Annotated in this window: 13 protein-coding genes; 5 read left to right on the top strand and 8 right to left on the bottom strand. The window is 59.2% G+C overall.

The features are described from left to right. The first annotated feature begins 76 nt into the window (after window positions 1–76). The 3 genes from PM04_RS00935 (at window position 77) to PM04_RS00925 (ending at window position 3,639) form a co-directional block, all read left to right on the top strand. Window positions 77–1,834 carry a PHA/PHB synthase family protein gene (locus tag PM04_RS00935; RefSeq protein ID WP_369793291.1) on the top strand — a complete coding sequence of 586 codons (1,758 nt, stop codon included), beginning with the start codon at window positions 77–79 and terminating at the stop codon, window positions 1,832–1,834. A gap of 54 nt (window positions 1,835–1,888) precedes the next feature. Continuing rightward, the gene (locus PM04_RS00930; RefSeq protein ID WP_038002752.1) at window positions 1,889–3,073 is read left to right on the top strand and encodes an acetate/propionate family kinase; all 1,185 of its coding nucleotides are present in this window, start codon (window positions 1,889–1,891) and stop codon (window positions 3,071–3,073) included. A gap of 137 nt (window positions 3,074–3,210) precedes the next feature. Next, complete coding sequence (locus PM04_RS00925) at window positions 3,211–3,639, top strand: hypothetical protein (RefSeq protein ID WP_038002750.1); 429 nt, start codon at window positions 3,211–3,213, stop codon at window positions 3,637–3,639. A gap of 96 nt (window positions 3,640–3,735) precedes the next feature. Here PM04_RS00925 and PM04_RS00920 read toward each other — a convergent pair whose 3' ends face one another. The 3 genes from PM04_RS00920 to PM04_RS00910 form a co-directional block, all read right to left on the bottom strand. Then, window positions 3,736–4,302 carry a hypothetical protein gene (locus PM04_RS00920; protein ID WP_038002748.1) on the bottom strand — a complete coding sequence of 189 codons (567 nt, stop codon included), beginning with the start codon at window positions 4,300–4,302 and terminating at the stop codon, window positions 3,736–3,738. A 36-nt stretch (window positions 4,303–4,338) separates the two neighbouring features. Further along, window positions 4,339–4,677 (bottom strand): carboxymuconolactone decarboxylase family protein, encoded by a 339-nt coding sequence (locus PM04_RS00915; RefSeq protein ID WP_038002746.1) that lies wholly within the window; start codon window positions 4,675–4,677, stop codon window positions 4,339–4,341. Window positions 4,678–4,907: 230 nt separating this feature from the next. After that, complete coding sequence (locus PM04_RS00910) at window positions 4,908–6,458, bottom strand: helicase HerA-like domain-containing protein (protein WP_038002744.1); 1,551 nt, start codon at window positions 6,456–6,458, stop codon at window positions 4,908–4,910. Between the two features lie 497 nt (window positions 6,459–6,955). Between PM04_RS00910 and PM04_RS00900 the strand changes: the two genes are divergently transcribed. Continuing rightward, window positions 6,956–7,543, top strand: a complete 588-nt coding sequence (locus PM04_RS00900; RefSeq protein ID WP_038002741.1) for an invasion associated locus B family protein — start codon at window positions 6,956–6,958, stop codon at window positions 7,541–7,543. A 71-nt stretch (window positions 7,544–7,614) separates the two neighbouring features. On the opposite strand, the gene PM04_RS00895 is transcribed toward PM04_RS00900, so the two are convergent. The 4 genes from PM04_RS00895 to PM04_RS00880 all read right to left on the bottom strand — a co-directional run bounded on the left by PM04_RS00895 (window position 7,615) and on the right by PM04_RS00880 (window position 11,897). Beyond that, window positions 7,615–8,826: a beta-ketoacyl synthase gene (locus PM04_RS00895; protein ID WP_038002738.1), complete on the bottom strand. Its 1,212-nt coding sequence runs from the start codon at window positions 8,824–8,826 to the stop codon at window positions 7,615–7,617. Continuing rightward, complete coding sequence (locus PM04_RS00890; protein ID WP_038002736.1) at window positions 8,823–9,086, bottom strand: acyl carrier protein; 264 nt, start codon at window positions 9,084–9,086, stop codon at window positions 8,823–8,825. The genes PM04_RS00895 and PM04_RS00890 overlap by 4 nt, the downstream gene beginning before the upstream one ends. Window positions 9,087–9,119: 33 nt before the next feature. Beyond that, a complete protein-coding gene (lpxD, locus tag PM04_RS00885) occupies window positions 9,120–10,211 on the bottom strand; it encodes a UDP-3-O-(3-hydroxymyristoyl)glucosamine N-acyltransferase (RefSeq protein ID WP_038002733.1) in 1,092 nt (363 codons plus the stop codon). Between the two features lie 87 nt (window positions 10,212–10,298). Continuing rightward, window positions 10,299–11,897 carry a murein L,D-transpeptidase gene (locus PM04_RS00880; RefSeq protein WP_052068270.1) on the bottom strand — a complete coding sequence of 533 codons (1,599 nt, stop codon included), beginning with the start codon at window positions 11,895–11,897 and terminating at the stop codon, window positions 10,299–10,301. A 364-nt stretch (window positions 11,898–12,261) separates the two neighbouring features. Here PM04_RS00880 and PM04_RS00875 point away from each other — a divergent pair, with 364 nt between their 5' ends. Further along, on the top strand, window positions 12,262–12,819 hold the full coding sequence (locus PM04_RS00875) for a DUF882 domain-containing protein (protein ID WP_038002732.1): 558 nt from the start codon (window positions 12,262–12,264) through the stop codon (window positions 12,817–12,819). Window positions 12,820–12,882: 63 nt separating this feature from the next. Here PM04_RS00875 and PM04_RS00870 read toward each other — a convergent pair whose 3' ends face one another. Then, window positions 12,883–13,887 carry an Ldh family oxidoreductase gene (locus tag PM04_RS00870; protein ID WP_038002730.1) on the bottom strand — a complete coding sequence of 335 codons (1,005 nt, stop codon included), beginning with the start codon at window positions 13,885–13,887 and terminating at the stop codon, window positions 12,883–12,885. Window positions 13,888–13,892: the final 5 nt, after the last annotated feature.

Here is a 13,892-nt window from a genome sequence, read left to right as displayed (position 1 = left end):
GCGCATCATGGCGCATCCCAATGTCGTCTTTGATCAGGCAAACCGCAACGCGTCCCCCAAGGGGCGCGCGCCGCGGATGATCATGGACGCGCCACCTTTGCCCCACTCCCGCACCACGTTGGAGCAAGCCTTGGACAAAGGCCTGAAGGCCGCATTGGCCAAGGTGACAGCCGGGTTATCGCCCATCGCGTTAACCGCCGCCTACACCGATTGGGCGCTGCACCTGTCGGCTGTACCCGGCAAGCGATTAGAGCTGTTGGAAAAAGCCAGCAAAAAGGGGTGGCGGCTGGCCACCTATGCCGCGTTTTGTGCGGCAGCCCCAAACACCCCGAAAACCTGCATCACCCCCCTACCGCAGGACCGAAGGTTCCGCAGCGAGGCTTGGCAGAACTGGCCTTTCAACCTCATCCACCAGTCTTTTCTGCTGAACCAACAATGGTGGCACAACGCCACCACCGGGGTTGAGGGCGTCACCAAACAACACGAAAACGTAGTGGAATTCGCGGCCCGTCAGATGTTGGATGTGGTCTCGCCCTCCAATTTTATCCTCACCAACCCGGATGTTTTGCAGCAAACCATGGGTGAGGGCGGCATGAACCTTGTGCGCGGCTGGCAGAATTGGGTTGAGGATGCGCAACGCCTGAATGCCGGACAAAAGCCCAAAGGCGCCGAGGATTTTGAGGTGGGTCGCAATATGGCCACCGCGCCGGGACATGTGGTCTATCGCAACAGGCTGATGGAGCTGATCCAATACACCCCCACGACCCAGACCGTCCGACCTGAACCTATTTTAATCACACCCGCGTGGATCATGAAATATTACATTCTAGACCTTAGCGAGCAGAACTCTTTGGTTCGGTTCCTGACGGATCAGGGGTTCACGGTTTTCATGATCTCTTGGAAAAATCCCGACGCGGGCGACCGGGACCTAGGGATGGAGGATTATCGCACCTTAGGCATAGAAGCGGCACTCAGGGCCGTGCAGCGGATCACAGACGGGCAAAAAGTCCACGCCATAGGCTATTGTTTGGGCGGTACGCTCCTGGCGATCGCGGCGGCTGCAATGGCACGAGATGGCCGCAATGCATTAAAATCTCTGACGCTTTTGGCCACGCAAATCGACTTTACCGAAGCTGGTGAGTTGCAGTTGTTTATCAATGACAGCCAGCTGACCTTCCTTGAGGATATGATGTGGGATCAAGGCTATTTGGACAGCACCCAGATGACCGGCGCGTTCCAATTTCTGAGGTCCAATGACCTCATCTGGTCCTACATGATCCACCATTATCTGATGGGGGAACGCGCCCAGATGATCGATCTGATGGCATGGAATGCGGATGCCACGCGCATGCCCTACCGCATGCATTCTGAGTACCTGAGGCAGCTCTTTTTGAACAATGATCTGGCTGAGGGGCGGTATAATGTGGGGGATCAACCGGTCACAGTTTCGGACATCCGCGTGCCCGCCTTTGTTGTCGGAACCGAGCGGGACCACGTCGCGCCTTGGCACTCGGTTTACAAGTTTAACTTGCTGTCAGACACCGACGTGACCTTTGTCTTGACGAACGGGGGGCATAACGCAGGCATCGTGTCCGAGCCGGGGCATCCACGGCGTCACTACCGGATCGAGACGCGGGCCGATCATACCCCCTATGCCGACCCCGATCATTGGCGCGATCAGACGGAACCAGTGGAGGGGTCGTGGTGGCCTGCTCTCACCGAATGGCTCGCCGCGCGATCAGCTGCGCCGTGCGCGCCGCCACCGATGGGTGTTGCGGCCCAAGGATATCCGCCCCTATGCGAGGCCCCCGGCACCTATGTGTTTCAACAATAAAGACCGTGCGTTAAGCTGTGGCAGGCAATTGAAATTACGTGTGAATGAACAGTTATGACCGGTGATATTCTGACGCTAAACTGCGGATCTTCCAGCGTGAAATTCGCGGTCTTTGACGCGGGCGCACCAGACGCGCCCGCACAGATCACCGGCAAGATTGCGGGCATAGGCAGGGCGCCAACATTTCAGGCGCGGGACGCGAACGGCCAGTTGCGCACGCCTGATCCGCTGAATGCATTAAACCCGACGGACACCCACGAAGACTTAATCCCACGCCTTCTCGAATGGCTTGTCCAGCAACGCGGCGCACACCCTTTGCGCATGGTCGGCCACCGGGTGGTGCACGGCGGCAAAACCTATACTGAGCCGACGCGCATCACGCCCAACGTTATGGCCGCCCTCGACGCACTTTGCCCGCTTGCGCCGCTGCACCAGCCGCACAATCTGGCTGCGATCCGGGCCGTGGCGGCGTGGCAACCCGACATCCCCCAGATCGCGTGCTTCGACACCGCGTTTCACCAAACCCAAGACCGGATACAGACGCTCTTTGCCCTGCCCCGCGCCTTAGGCGACGAAGGCATCGTTCGCTACGGATTTCACGGGCTGTCCTACGCCTATATCGCCAGCATCTTGCCCCAACACTTGGGCACGCGTGCAGAAGGTCGTGTGATTGTGGCCCACCTTGGCAATGGGGCCAGCATGTGCGCGATGCAGGGTCGCAAAAGTAAGGCCACCACTATGGGTTTCACCGCCCTTGATGGGTTGGTCATGGGGCGGCGCTGCGGCACGCTTGACCCCGGGGTGATCCTGTACCTGATGCAATCCAAGGGCATGAGCGCGGCTGACGTAGAAACGCTCCTCTACCGTAAATCAGGGCTGCTTGGGGTGTCTGGCATTAGCAACAACATGCACGATCTCGAAATCAGCCACGCACCCGAAGCCCAAGAGGCCATCGATCTGTTCGTCAGCCGAGCCGCGCGCACGCTAGCAGGGCTAATCCCCGCAATCGGGAGGCTTGATGCGGTAGTATTCACGGCAGGGATCGGCGAAAACTCTGCGCCTGTTCGGGCCGCGATCTGTGCGCAGCTCAATTGGCTGTGCCTGCACCTAGACCCCAATGCCAACGCCCGCGGAGACGTCAAAATCAGCGCGCCAAACTCGGCCATCGACGTCCTCGTCCTGCCCACGGACGAAGAAGCGGTGATCGCCAACGCCTGCCGCGCGCAATTGGCAATCTAACGCCACACACATTGAGCAATATCAATGCGGCCCGCATTCCACGTGTCATAGACTGGCAACAGAGGGGTCATTTTCGACGTATTGTTCGCGCCGTTGATCACATCCCTGGCCGCAAACCGCACACCAAGGAGTATGAGATGTTAGACCTGAAAAAGACGATCGAAGACATGCAGAAGATCGCCAAAACCACCAATTCCGCTCTTACGGCGATGCCAACAGCTGGCGCGCAAAGCACATATTTCTGGAAGGCGCAGGATACGTTCCTGAGCGAATTTGAAGAGTTCTCCTCTGCTTGGTTCAAGCGCAGACATACCGCCACTCGCACCGCCATTGAGACCAGCAAACGGCTCTCAGAAGAGGCAATGGGCAACCCCACCGCTGCGATGGGCATTTTGGCCGATTGGCAAAAACACTCGATGGAACGGCTGGCCGAAGACACCAAGGACTGCATGGCAATGATGACGCGCTGTGCTGCAGCCGCCGTCACAAATGAGGTCGAAGCCGTCGAGGAAACCGTCGAAGGCGCCAAGCGCGCGACCAAGGCCGCCAAATCGATGCCGGTTTAACCGCACCGCACCCCTCCCATTCTTGCGTACGCACCGACGTGTCCCCATCGGTACGTGCCGCGGGCGTCCAGTCTCTCCCCCCTGGCTGGACGCCCATTAGTTTGGCGGGGTCCTGCGATTTTGGTACGCATCCGCGTCGCCGTATTCACAAAATTCGGGATAATGTCTGTGGGTGCCTTGCATCTTGTCAGCATGTTTGATGGGGCACCAATGCCGCTCGGTCCGGGCGGCGATTTCGCGCGCATAGGCGAGCAAGCCGTTGCCATAGCCGCAATAGACGCAGTTCAGCTTCTCAAGCCCGTTCAAGTAGGCAAGGTGACGGCGATCAAGTGAGATGTAATCGCGACGACGCACCTTTTCGATGCCATAGATCGGAAAACAGATCGCCTGATAAAGTGTCACAAAAACATCCAACAGAACCAAGGGCAGGGTTACCGAATAGATCACCGGCGCGCTCAGCACGACAAGCGGCCGCGCATGGACCAGATAACTGCCCAGCTTGTGGCGGAGCGCCCGATGATGCTTGCGCACATCCCGCTCAAAAATCATGCGGCCATGTTCGATCGTGTAGTTAAGCGCTGCACGGCGGCGGGCAAATTCGTCCTCTAGCTCTTGCTCAACGTCACGTATCCGTTCCACCAAATTAGATACTGTATCACGCATCTTGATCTCCCGGTGTTGCTGTTATCCCCGGCCCGGCTAGTGGTTGAAAGCATCAAAGGCTCGCAAGGCCTCAACCCCATAAACGGCAGACGGACCACCGCCCATCAGAACGGCCACGCCGATCATCTCAGCGACCTCTTGCCTTGTTGCGCCCGCATGTAAAACGGCTTGCGCGTGGTGCGCGATACACCCGTCGCAACGCACCGCAATTGCGATGGCAAAGGCGATCAACTCTTTGGTTTTGACGGTGAGGGTGCCCTCACGAGTGGCTTCCTCGATCAGTTTGCCAAAGGCTGCGGCTGTGTCTGGGATTGTCTCGCTCAGATCGGCGTAGCCCGTGTCGAACCCATCTTTGATGGCGGCATAATCTTTCATCTCAACTCTCCTTTTGCTGGAAATCATCCACTTCAGACGCCCGTTGACCCGCCAAGTCGCCGCAAACGCTTTGCCAGAAAACAGCACCCGAACGCAGACCAGCCGAGCCTGACGCAAAGTCGGTATGAAAAGTCTTGGCCTAACGGGTCTGGATCACGGCAGGCCTTGAGCTGGCTTGGACCACCTTACCACCCGCTCATTCTGCCGATTGACGTGGATCAATCGGTTCCCTAACGGCCCTTGAACAACCCGCCCAGAACACCCCGCACAATGGCCGTCCCTGCCCGCGTGCCGAGCGACCGCGCCATGGATTTTGCGAAGGCTTGCGCCGCAGTGTCCCCGCGCCGTTTTTTCGGCGTGCGAGAGGTTGAGCGCCCGACGCCTGAGCCCGTATACCGCCGCGCAGATCGGAATTCACGCTCGCGCAAGTCTGCGGCGTCCTCTTCGGCTTCGGCGGCTTCCGCCTCAAGGGCGGCGGCTTTGGCGCGGGCTTGTAGGATTTCAAAGGCAGAGTCTCGGTCAATCCGCGTCTCGTATTTTCCCGCCACAGGTGAGGCCGCTATCACTTGCGCGCGCTGCGCCGCCGTTAGGGGCCCAAGCTGGGTCGAGGGTGGCCGGATCAACGTCCGTTCCGCCACGCCAGGAATGCCCTTTCGCTCCAGAAACGAGGTCACAGCCTCGCCCACACCGACCTCTCGGATGGCATCTTCCGTATCAAAGCGCGGGTTTTCACGGTAGTTTTGCGCCGCGCGACGCAGTGCCTGCTGATCCTTGGCCGTAAAGGCCCGTAGCGCGTGTTGCACCCGATTGCCCAATTGACCCAAGATATCCTCGGGCACATCTTCAGGGTTTTGCGTGACGAAATAAACACCGACCCCTTTGGACCGGATCAGCCTTGCGACTTGTTCGACCTTGTCCACCAAGGCTTTGGGCGCGTCATCGAACAGCAAATGTGCCTCATCGAAAAAAAACACCAACTTGGGTTTGTCCGGGTCGCCCACCTCTGGCAGCGTTTCAAACAGCTCCGAGAGGAGCCACAAAAGGAACGTCGCATAGAGGCGCGGTGACTGCATCAACCGCGCCCCTGCCAAGACAGAAATACGGCCCCGCCCGTCCGGATCGCTGCGCAGGATATCGGTGAGCTCCAACGCAGGTTCCCCAAAGAGGAGGTCGCCCCCCTGCCCCTCAAGCACCAAAAGCCGGCGCTGGATCGCGCCAATAGACGCGGTTGAGATGTTGCCGTAGCGGAGCATCAGGTCCTTGCGGCTTTCGCCCACAAACACCAACAAGGCCTGCAGATCCTTCAGGTCCAACAGCGCCATGCCTTCCTCATCAGCCATGCGAAACGCGATGTTCAGCACGCCTTCTTGGGCATCCGTCAGCTCTAGCAAACGGGCGAGCAAAAGCGGGCCCATGTCGGACACGGTGGTGCGGACCGGATGGCCCTCCTCTCCGAACAAATCCCAAAACGTAACAGGCGCGGCCCCATAGGCGTAATCCGCAAATCCGATTGTTTTCGCGCGCGACGTAAAGGCCTCATGCAGTTTGAACTCTTGGGTGCCAGCCCGCGCCAGCCCTGACAAATCGCCCTTAACATCGGACAAAAAGACCGGAACCCCGTTGGCGGAAAAGCTCTCCGCGAGGATTTGCAGCGTCACCGTCTTGCCCGTGCCGGTCGCCCCCGCGATCAACCCATGGCGGTTAGCATATTTCAACAAAAGCCCTTGTGCATCGGCATAATCAGGCCCGCCGCCACCGACAAAAATACTGTCTTGGTCCATTATAATGTCCTTCTCGTCGGGCTTTTGCGCCCTCATCAAAATAATTTGCACCCGTTGGGGTTTTCTTAATCATTGTCTGGCAAAACTCATCTTGTCCATGTGAAACCAATTTGGTGCCACATTGGATTTTTCCTCCCTGTCGACTGGCCGCGCCCCTATGGCGCGGCTTTTTTTTCGCGATATCCTTGGCGCGCACCAACGCACGGATCAAGACGCACGCCTCACGCACTTTTCATACGATTGCCTGTTGACGGTCTGGCAAAGCTGCCCTAGCGTCCGCTTACAACAAGTCGGCCAGTCCGACGGGGAGATAAAAAACGATTGGAAAAGGACCTTCTCACGGGTCCTTTTTCACGTTTCGGAACCACTTTTCCAGTGAAACCAAGCTGTCTTGCCCGTTGCCCCCATCCTCATCCCCCGCAACACAAATTTGCCCCTGACACCGCCTGAACCCCATGCTAGCACGGGCGCAATGAAACAGTCCTGAAGGGAAGAGCATGACCCGTATCGTGACACTCACAGCCTGTTTGGCCACCCTCGCCGTAGGTCCCGTGTTTGCACAAAACACCGATGGTGAGGCTCCAACGGCACCGGAATTGCCCCTTGGCCAAACCGCAACAGCCCAAGCCCCCCAAATTTATGAGCGTGAAACGCACGGTGATTTTTCGGTCCGTTGCGCCCGTGTTCCGGACACAGCCGTTGAGCCATGCCAATTGTTCCAACGTTTGACGGACGCAAATGGCAATCCGACCGCAGACGTGAACTTCTTTGACGTAGCTGGCGATGGGCGGGTGCAGGGCGGCGCGACCGTCGTAACCCCCCTCCAAACTTTGCTGACGTCCCAAGTGACACTGTCCGTGGATGGCGGCGCCGAGCGGCGCTATCCGTTCGCATTCTGTGACACACAGGGCTGCTATTCGCGCATGGGCTTTACCGCGGCTGAAATGGCTGAATTTCGCGCGGGCGCAACCGCCACGATCAGCGTTCGCCCCGCTCTGGCCCCAGAACAACTGGTCGTAATGAATATGTCACTTGCCGGGTTCACTGCGGGCATGCAGGCGATTGAAGTGGCCGAAGGCCAATAATCGGACCTCGGGCACTTTCACCCAGAATGATGCAAAGGCCCCCACGGGGGCCTTTGCCTTTTGATAAACGCTTATGGCGCTTTGCGTAGGGCCAGCACCGCATTCATGCCACCAAAAGCAAATGCGTTGGACAAAACGACCGAAACGTCGGCCTCGCGCGCCTCGTTCGGGACGACGTCCAGCGCGCATTCGGGGTCGGGCTCTTCGTAGTTGATCGTCGGGGCGATGACCCCCTCGCGCAGCGCCATAATGCAGGCCAATAATTCAACGGCCCCCGTGCCCCCGATCAAATGTCCATGCATAGATTTCGTGCTGGAGATCATGACTTTGTCCGCATGTGCGCCCAAGGCCCCTGCGACAGCGGCACATTCCGTTTTGTCGTTGGCCGCTGTGCCTGTGCCATGCGCGTTGATGTAGCCCACTTCTGATGGGTCAATCTGCGCGTCCCGCATGGCCGACACGATGCACCGCTCTGCACTGATTTTGGAGGGCATGACGATATCCGACGCGTCAGAATTCATCGCAACGCCAATGACTTCCGCCAGTATCTCAGCCCCACGCGCCTTGGCGTGGTGATAGTCCTCAAACACGAAAATCCCGGCGCCTTCGCCTTGGACCATCCCGTTACGGTTCGCCGAGAAAGGTCTGCAAGCATCACGAGACATGACGCGCAACCCCTCCCACGCCTTGACGCCGCCAAAGCACAGCATCGATTCTGAGCCACCGGTGACCATCACCTGCGCCATTCCGTGGCGAATGAAGTTAAACGCTTGCCCCATCGCGTGGTTCGACGACGCGCACGCCGTTGCGACCGTGAAACTGGGCCCCTTCAGGTTGTGCTCCATCGAGATGTGCGCCGCGGCCGCGTTGTTCATCAGCTTCGGCACCACAAACGGATGCACGCGGTTTTTGCCCTCTTCGTAGACGGTGCGGTAGTTTTCATCCTGCGTGGTCAGCCCGCCGCCAGATGTGCCTAGGACAACACCGGTGCTGGCCGCCAAGTCACCTGTGAAGGTCAGCCCGGCTTGGCCGATTGCCTCACGCGCAGCGAGGAGCGCAAACTGGGTATACCGATCATAAAGGGAGATTTGCTGCCGGTTAAAATGCGCCTGCGCATCATAGCCCGTGACCTGTCCGCCAATCCGGATGGACAAACGTTCAACGTCGCGGATATCGAGCGCACCAATCCCGCAACGCCCCTCGCGCATCGCTTCCCATGTTTCCGGAACGGACGACCCCAGCGCCGAGATCGTCCCCGCGCCGGTGATGACGACGCGCCTCACGACTGGGCCTTCACCAGGCCTTCGACCGCCGCAACAACTGCCGCCACAGAAGAGATGTCAAAGTCACTTTTCTCTGGCTCATTCGCATTGAACGGCACTTGGATATCAAAGGCTTCTTCGATGGCAAAGATGCTCTCGACCAGACCAAGGCTGTCGATGCCCAAGTCCGCAAGCGAAGCCGTCAGTGATACATCTTCGACCTCAAGCATAGCCTGTTCTGCGATGATCGCGATCACCTGATCCTGAACGTTGTCAGACATGCCTCGCCCCTTCTTCGACCCGTCAGGGGTCATCTACGCATTGCCGGTCAGTTTTGCCACTGTTTTCCGAAGCTCAGCGACCTGTGCGGCAATGCGCGGCAGCCGGCGAATGGCCTTGTAGCTGTCGACATGGCTGTCCATTTTGACCGCCGGATAACCAAGGATGACGCGACCGCTGGGCACATTGGTAAAAATCTTGGAGGCCCCACCCGCAACCACATCATCGCCCACGGTAATGTTGTCGTTCACGCCACATTGCCCAGCCATCACCACACGGTTGCCGATGCGCGAACTGCCCGCCATACCAACCTGCCCACAGATCAGACAATCCTCACCGATCTGGTTGTTGTGTCCAATGTGAACAAGGTTATCGAGCTTGGTGCGATGGCCGATCACCGTGTCCGCAATCGTGCCGCGATCGATGCAGGCATTTGCACCCACCTCAACGTCGTCACCGATCCGAACCGCCCCGAGGGAATGGATACGCGTCCAGCTTTGCGGCTTGATATCCCCCTGATCCCCAAGAGTTTTTCGGCTGCGCTCCACCCCGGATTCTGCTGGTGTTACGAACGAAAATCCGTCCCCGCCAATAACGGCGCCGGGCTGCGCGATGAACCGCGCGCCGATCACGCAACGCGCGCCGATCCGCACGCCTTGGCACAGCAAAGCCTCCGCTCCGATCTGGGCGTCTTCTGCGACGCTGACGTGGCTGGCGATCCGCGCGTTCGCGCCGATTGTGGCCCGCGCCCCGATGTGCACAAACGGCCCGATGGCCGCCCCTGCACCAATCTGAGCCGTAGCATCAATCACCGCAGACGGATGGATGCCCTCCGCGATCTCGGGGCCCGCATCCAAAGCAGTCGTGATCCCAGCCATCGCAACCCGCGCGCGCGGAACAAACACCGCCGCCTCAAGACCTAAGTCCTGCCAATCTGCACCGGGCCAAAGAACCGCTGCCCGCGCCTGTCCCGCTCGGACGTGTTCGCCGTAGGCAGGCGACATCGCAAGCGCCAGATCATCCGGGCCCGCCGAGGCAGGCTCCGCCGCGCGGCTAATCGCAATGGAAGTATCACCCACCGCGTCCGCGCCGAGGGAGGCCGCAATTTCGGCAATAGTATAAGGCATAGCGATCTCCTGACCCGGGGGCGTTTTCGCCCTTCTACCCGCGCCAGACGATCAAGGCCAGCGCCGCGCGCAGGATGGTCGACCCGTCTAGCTAAAGTCGCCGCGCAAACCGACGCCTGCATCCTCAAGCGCCGCCAACACCGCACGGTCCCGGCCGTAAACATCATCGCGAAATTGCACGCGCCCCTCTGGCGTCACCCACGAGGTCCAATACACGATGTGTACGCCAACGGGTTGATCCAAATAGACATATGTTTCTTCCCCCGTATCAAGGGTGGCTTGGAAAAAGCCAACCGGATCACGTTGTTGCGGCGCCAAAAGGTGATGGGCCAATTCAAATGGTCTTTGAACCCGCACGCACCCGTGGGAAAACGCCCGAACGTTGCGCCCAAACAGCGATTTAGATGGCGTATCATGCAAGTAAATGTTCCACCGGTTGGGGAACATGAACTTGACCAAGCCCAGTGCATTTCCCGGCGAAGGCGGTTGTTTGAGGTCAAAAGGAAAGGTCTCAGCATCGAATTCCAGAAAATCGACGCCATCGCGACTGACTTCTGCGCCATTCTGGAACAGTCGTAGGTAGCTCGCGCCACCTTCTTGCAGCACCGGCAGATATTCCTTGGTCGCAATGGAACGCGGCACGTGCCACGTCGGATTGATGACCAGATACTCCATCCGGTCCGAGAATTCGGGCGTGCGGCGGTCCTCATCGTTGGCCCCGACAACGACCACGGTTTCAAAGCTCTGCTCACCATCGTCAATGACACGGGCGTAGAAATCAGCAAGGTTCACAAGGATATGCCGCTTTTCCAAGGGCTTATTCATCCAGCGCTGCCGCTCTAACCCGACAAGGATTTGCCCCAACCGCCCCTCAACCGATACATTCAGCGCCTTGAGCGTGGCCGGGCCGACCGTACTGTCGGGGGTTAACCCATGGTCCAGCTGAAACGCGCGCACGGCTGATGTCAGCGTCGCGTCAAAACTGCGCACAACAGAGCGTTCCATGTACCCCATACGGATCAACCGGTTGCGCAAGGCAATCACAGCGTCTCCGGTGTCGCCGGGCTCTAATTTGCGCGCGCGTACGTCCGGCCCCCAGCCGCCCGCTTCGCGCACGGTCTCAAGTCGCAGTTTTTCGCGTAAAAGGCGCACGTAGGTTGGAGACGGCGGCCATAAGCCCTTGATAAACTGATGTGGGTCCGCACCCGCAAAGCCCGTAAGCGTTTCGAGCGGGTCGCGGCTGGGCTTCTTCAGGACAAGGCCTGGATCAATCTGACGCGGCTCGGTCACGCCACAGGACACATCACTCGCATAGGCGACGAACATCTCGCTCAGCGCGACTTCCAATAAGCCTTGTGCGCGGGGGTTATCCGCCGCCCGAAATGCCGCGCGGACCTCGGCCGCATCATAGCGCGCGCGCGGCAAGCCGTGATCCAGCGCCGTATCAAGCGCCCATAAAAAGGCAGCGCGCCGGTCGCCCGCCGCCGCATCCATCCATAATGGCTCAAAATTACGCGCCCGATAAAATGCAGCCAAAGCCGGCGTTTGCGCGGATTTTTCGGCAATCGCCTGCGTAAAGGCAGACACCAAAGCATTGGCCGGCTGAACAACACTTACGGCCGAGCCAACTGCCATACCCAATGCCGCGCGCCGCGTCACATTCATCGTGCCTGTTTTTCCCGCCATTTTCAGACCTCCTGCCCGCATCGTCGGTGTCGCATCTTTGACTTAACATAGGATAAACGACACAAATCGCATGTCCATTCACGTTATCGCAATGTTCTGCTTTTACACCTGCATCGTGGCCAGAATATGCCACGCCGAAAGCCGCGTTTTGCGCCCCGCTTTGCCACGATTTGGCCCCGTTTTCGGGGCACGGTCTCATCAATGCGCGGAAACTCGCCCAATTATGCGTACTTTTGACGTTTTTGACCCAATGCGGCTTTGAGCTTCATTTCAATCATGTCATAGAGTGCGGGTCACATGGGGATGAGGCGCAAAAATAGCCGGGTTACCGGCATGTAAGCGAGAGACAGAGGCACGGTACGATATGAGCACGGATTTTTCCCGCCGGGGTTTACTCGGGGCATTCGCCGCGACACTGGTGACGGCAGCGCCCACTTACACGCAAGCCGCAGGCTTTTTGCGCGGCAGCGGTGATATTCGACGCTATCGCGCATCTAACCCTCGCACCGGCGAGAAAATCGACATCATCTACTGGATCGACGGCGACTACGTCAAAGACGCCCTCAAAGAGGTGAATTGGTTTATGCGTGATTGGCGTCGCAATGAGGCCATCGCAATCGACAACCGCACAATCGACATTATGGCCGCCGTTCACCGTCTGACCGGCACGACTGAGGCTTACACGCTTTTGTCCGGCTATCGCTCCCCCCAAACGAACAACGGACTTCGGTCAAAATCCCGCGGGGTTGCTCGCAATTCGCTCCACATGAAGGGCCAAGCCGCGGATCTGCGCCTCACCAGCCGCAGTGTTGCGCAGGTTGCAAAGGCCGCGCAATCCTGCCGCGCAGGTGGGGTTGGTCGGTACTACGGATCTAACTTTGTGCACATGGATTGTGGTGATGTCCGGACGTGGCGCGGATAAACGCTGGCCCGTCGGAATGTAATCACGCGCGGCCCTGAAGCCGCGCGTTTTCGTTTCTGGCTCTTAGATCGCGCGAACGCGCTCCAGGATTGCTGCGCTTACATCCACACCGTTTTGCGCGGCACGCTGCATCGCGGACTGGCGGTTCACACCGGGCAACCGTGCACCGGGCTGCGCCGTAATCGCCTGCGTCAACGCAGCCATACGCCCCGCAAATTCCCCACCGCTTGTCGCATCGGGATCAATCAGGACAAAGCATTGGCCGGTGGCCGGTGGCCCACCGACTGGCCCCGAAAACGGGCTCGCGTCTTTGCCCAAAACCGCCCCGCTTAGCGCGGCGGCAAACGTCTCAACGATCAGCCCAAGGCCGACACCTTTATAGCCACCAGCCGGCGCCATCGAACCCTTGAGGCCGACGTTCGGGTCCGTCGTCGGTTGCCCTTCAGCATCCAGCGCCCAACCCTCCGGGATCGGCTTGCCCTCACGCGCGTGCTTCATGACCTCGGATTTTGCGATGGCGCTGGCACTTTGGTCGATCAAAAGGCTTGCGCCCCCGGCACCGTCTGGCGCCCCCAAGGCAATTGGGTTGGTTCCGACAACCGGCGTCGCCCCGCCCGATGGCGCGATGGACGCGGGCGCGTTGGTAAAGCACAAGCCCACCAAGCCGGATTGTGCAATCCTCAGGGCGTGCACGCCAAGAACACCACAGTTATAGCTCTCCCGGATCGACAAAACCGCGATCCCTTGGCTGCGGGCGGCGTCCATGGCTAGCGGCAGACCCGCATCAATAGCCGCATGAGCAAACCCGTTGCCAGCCGAAACAACAACCGCCGCAGGGCGCGGTGTTTCGACCGATGGAACCGCCTCTCCCAGCACTTTGCCACAGCGCAAATGCTCCGCGTAAATCGGGATGTAAGCCAACCCGTGGGAGGCCACGCCCATCGCTTCGGTCACTGCCGTGTCCCGCGCGAGAGGGCGCGCTTGGGCCTCGGATGCACCCGCTCGGCGCAAAGCGTCAAACGACAATGCCTCAATGGCCGCCAGGGACAGGTTTTCGGTCTCACTCATGGTTT

This window comes from Thalassobacter sp. 16PALIMAR09, assembly GCF_000765485.1.
Taxonomy (GTDB): Bacteria; Pseudomonadota; Alphaproteobacteria; order Rhodobacterales; family Rhodobacteraceae; genus Thalassobacter; species Thalassobacter stenotrophicus.
The sequence above is the reverse complement of the archived record's forward strand: the minus strand, read 5'-3'. Positions and strand labels throughout refer to the sequence as shown.

Coding starts and splice junctions, on each gene's coding strand:
- PM04_RS00935 (WP_369793291.1), top strand. CDS start 77: ATGATCATGGACGCGCCACCTTTGCCCCACTCCCGCACCACGTTGGAG.
- PM04_RS00930 (WP_038002752.1), top strand. CDS start 1,889: ATGACCGGTGATATTCTGACGCTAAACTGCGGATCTTCCAGCGTGAAA.
- PM04_RS00925 (WP_038002750.1), top strand. CDS start 3,211: ATGTTAGACCTGAAAAAGACGATCGAAGACATGCAGAAGATCGCCAAA.
- PM04_RS00920 (WP_038002748.1), bottom strand. CDS start 4,302: ATGCGTGATACAGTATCTAATTTGGTGGAACGGATACGTGACGTTGAG.
- PM04_RS00915 (WP_038002746.1), bottom strand. CDS start 4,677: ATGAAAGATTATGCCGCCATCAAAGATGGGTTCGACACGGGCTACGCC.
- PM04_RS00910 (WP_038002744.1), bottom strand. CDS start 6,458: ATGGACCAAGACAGTATTTTTGTCGGTGGCGGCGGGCCTGATTATGCC.
- PM04_RS00900 (WP_038002741.1), top strand. CDS start 6,956: ATGACCCGTATCGTGACACTCACAGCCTGTTTGGCCACCCTCGCCGTA.
- PM04_RS00890 (WP_038002736.1), bottom strand. CDS start 9,086: ATGTCTGACAACGTTCAGGATCAGGTGATCGCGATCATCGCAGAACAG.
- lpxD (WP_038002733.1), bottom strand. CDS start 10,211: ATGCCTTATACTATTGCCGAAATTGCGGCCTCCCTCGGCGCGGACGCG.
- PM04_RS00880 (WP_052068270.1), bottom strand. CDS start 11,897: ATGGCGGGAAAAACAGGCACGATGAATGTGACGCGGCGCGCGGCATTG.
- PM04_RS00875 (WP_038002732.1), top strand. CDS start 12,262: ATGAGCACGGATTTTTCCCGCCGGGGTTTACTCGGGGCATTCGCCGCG.
- PM04_RS00870 (WP_038002730.1), bottom strand. CDS start 13,887: ATGAGTGAGACCGAAAACCTGTCCCTGGCGGCCATTGAGGCATTGTCG.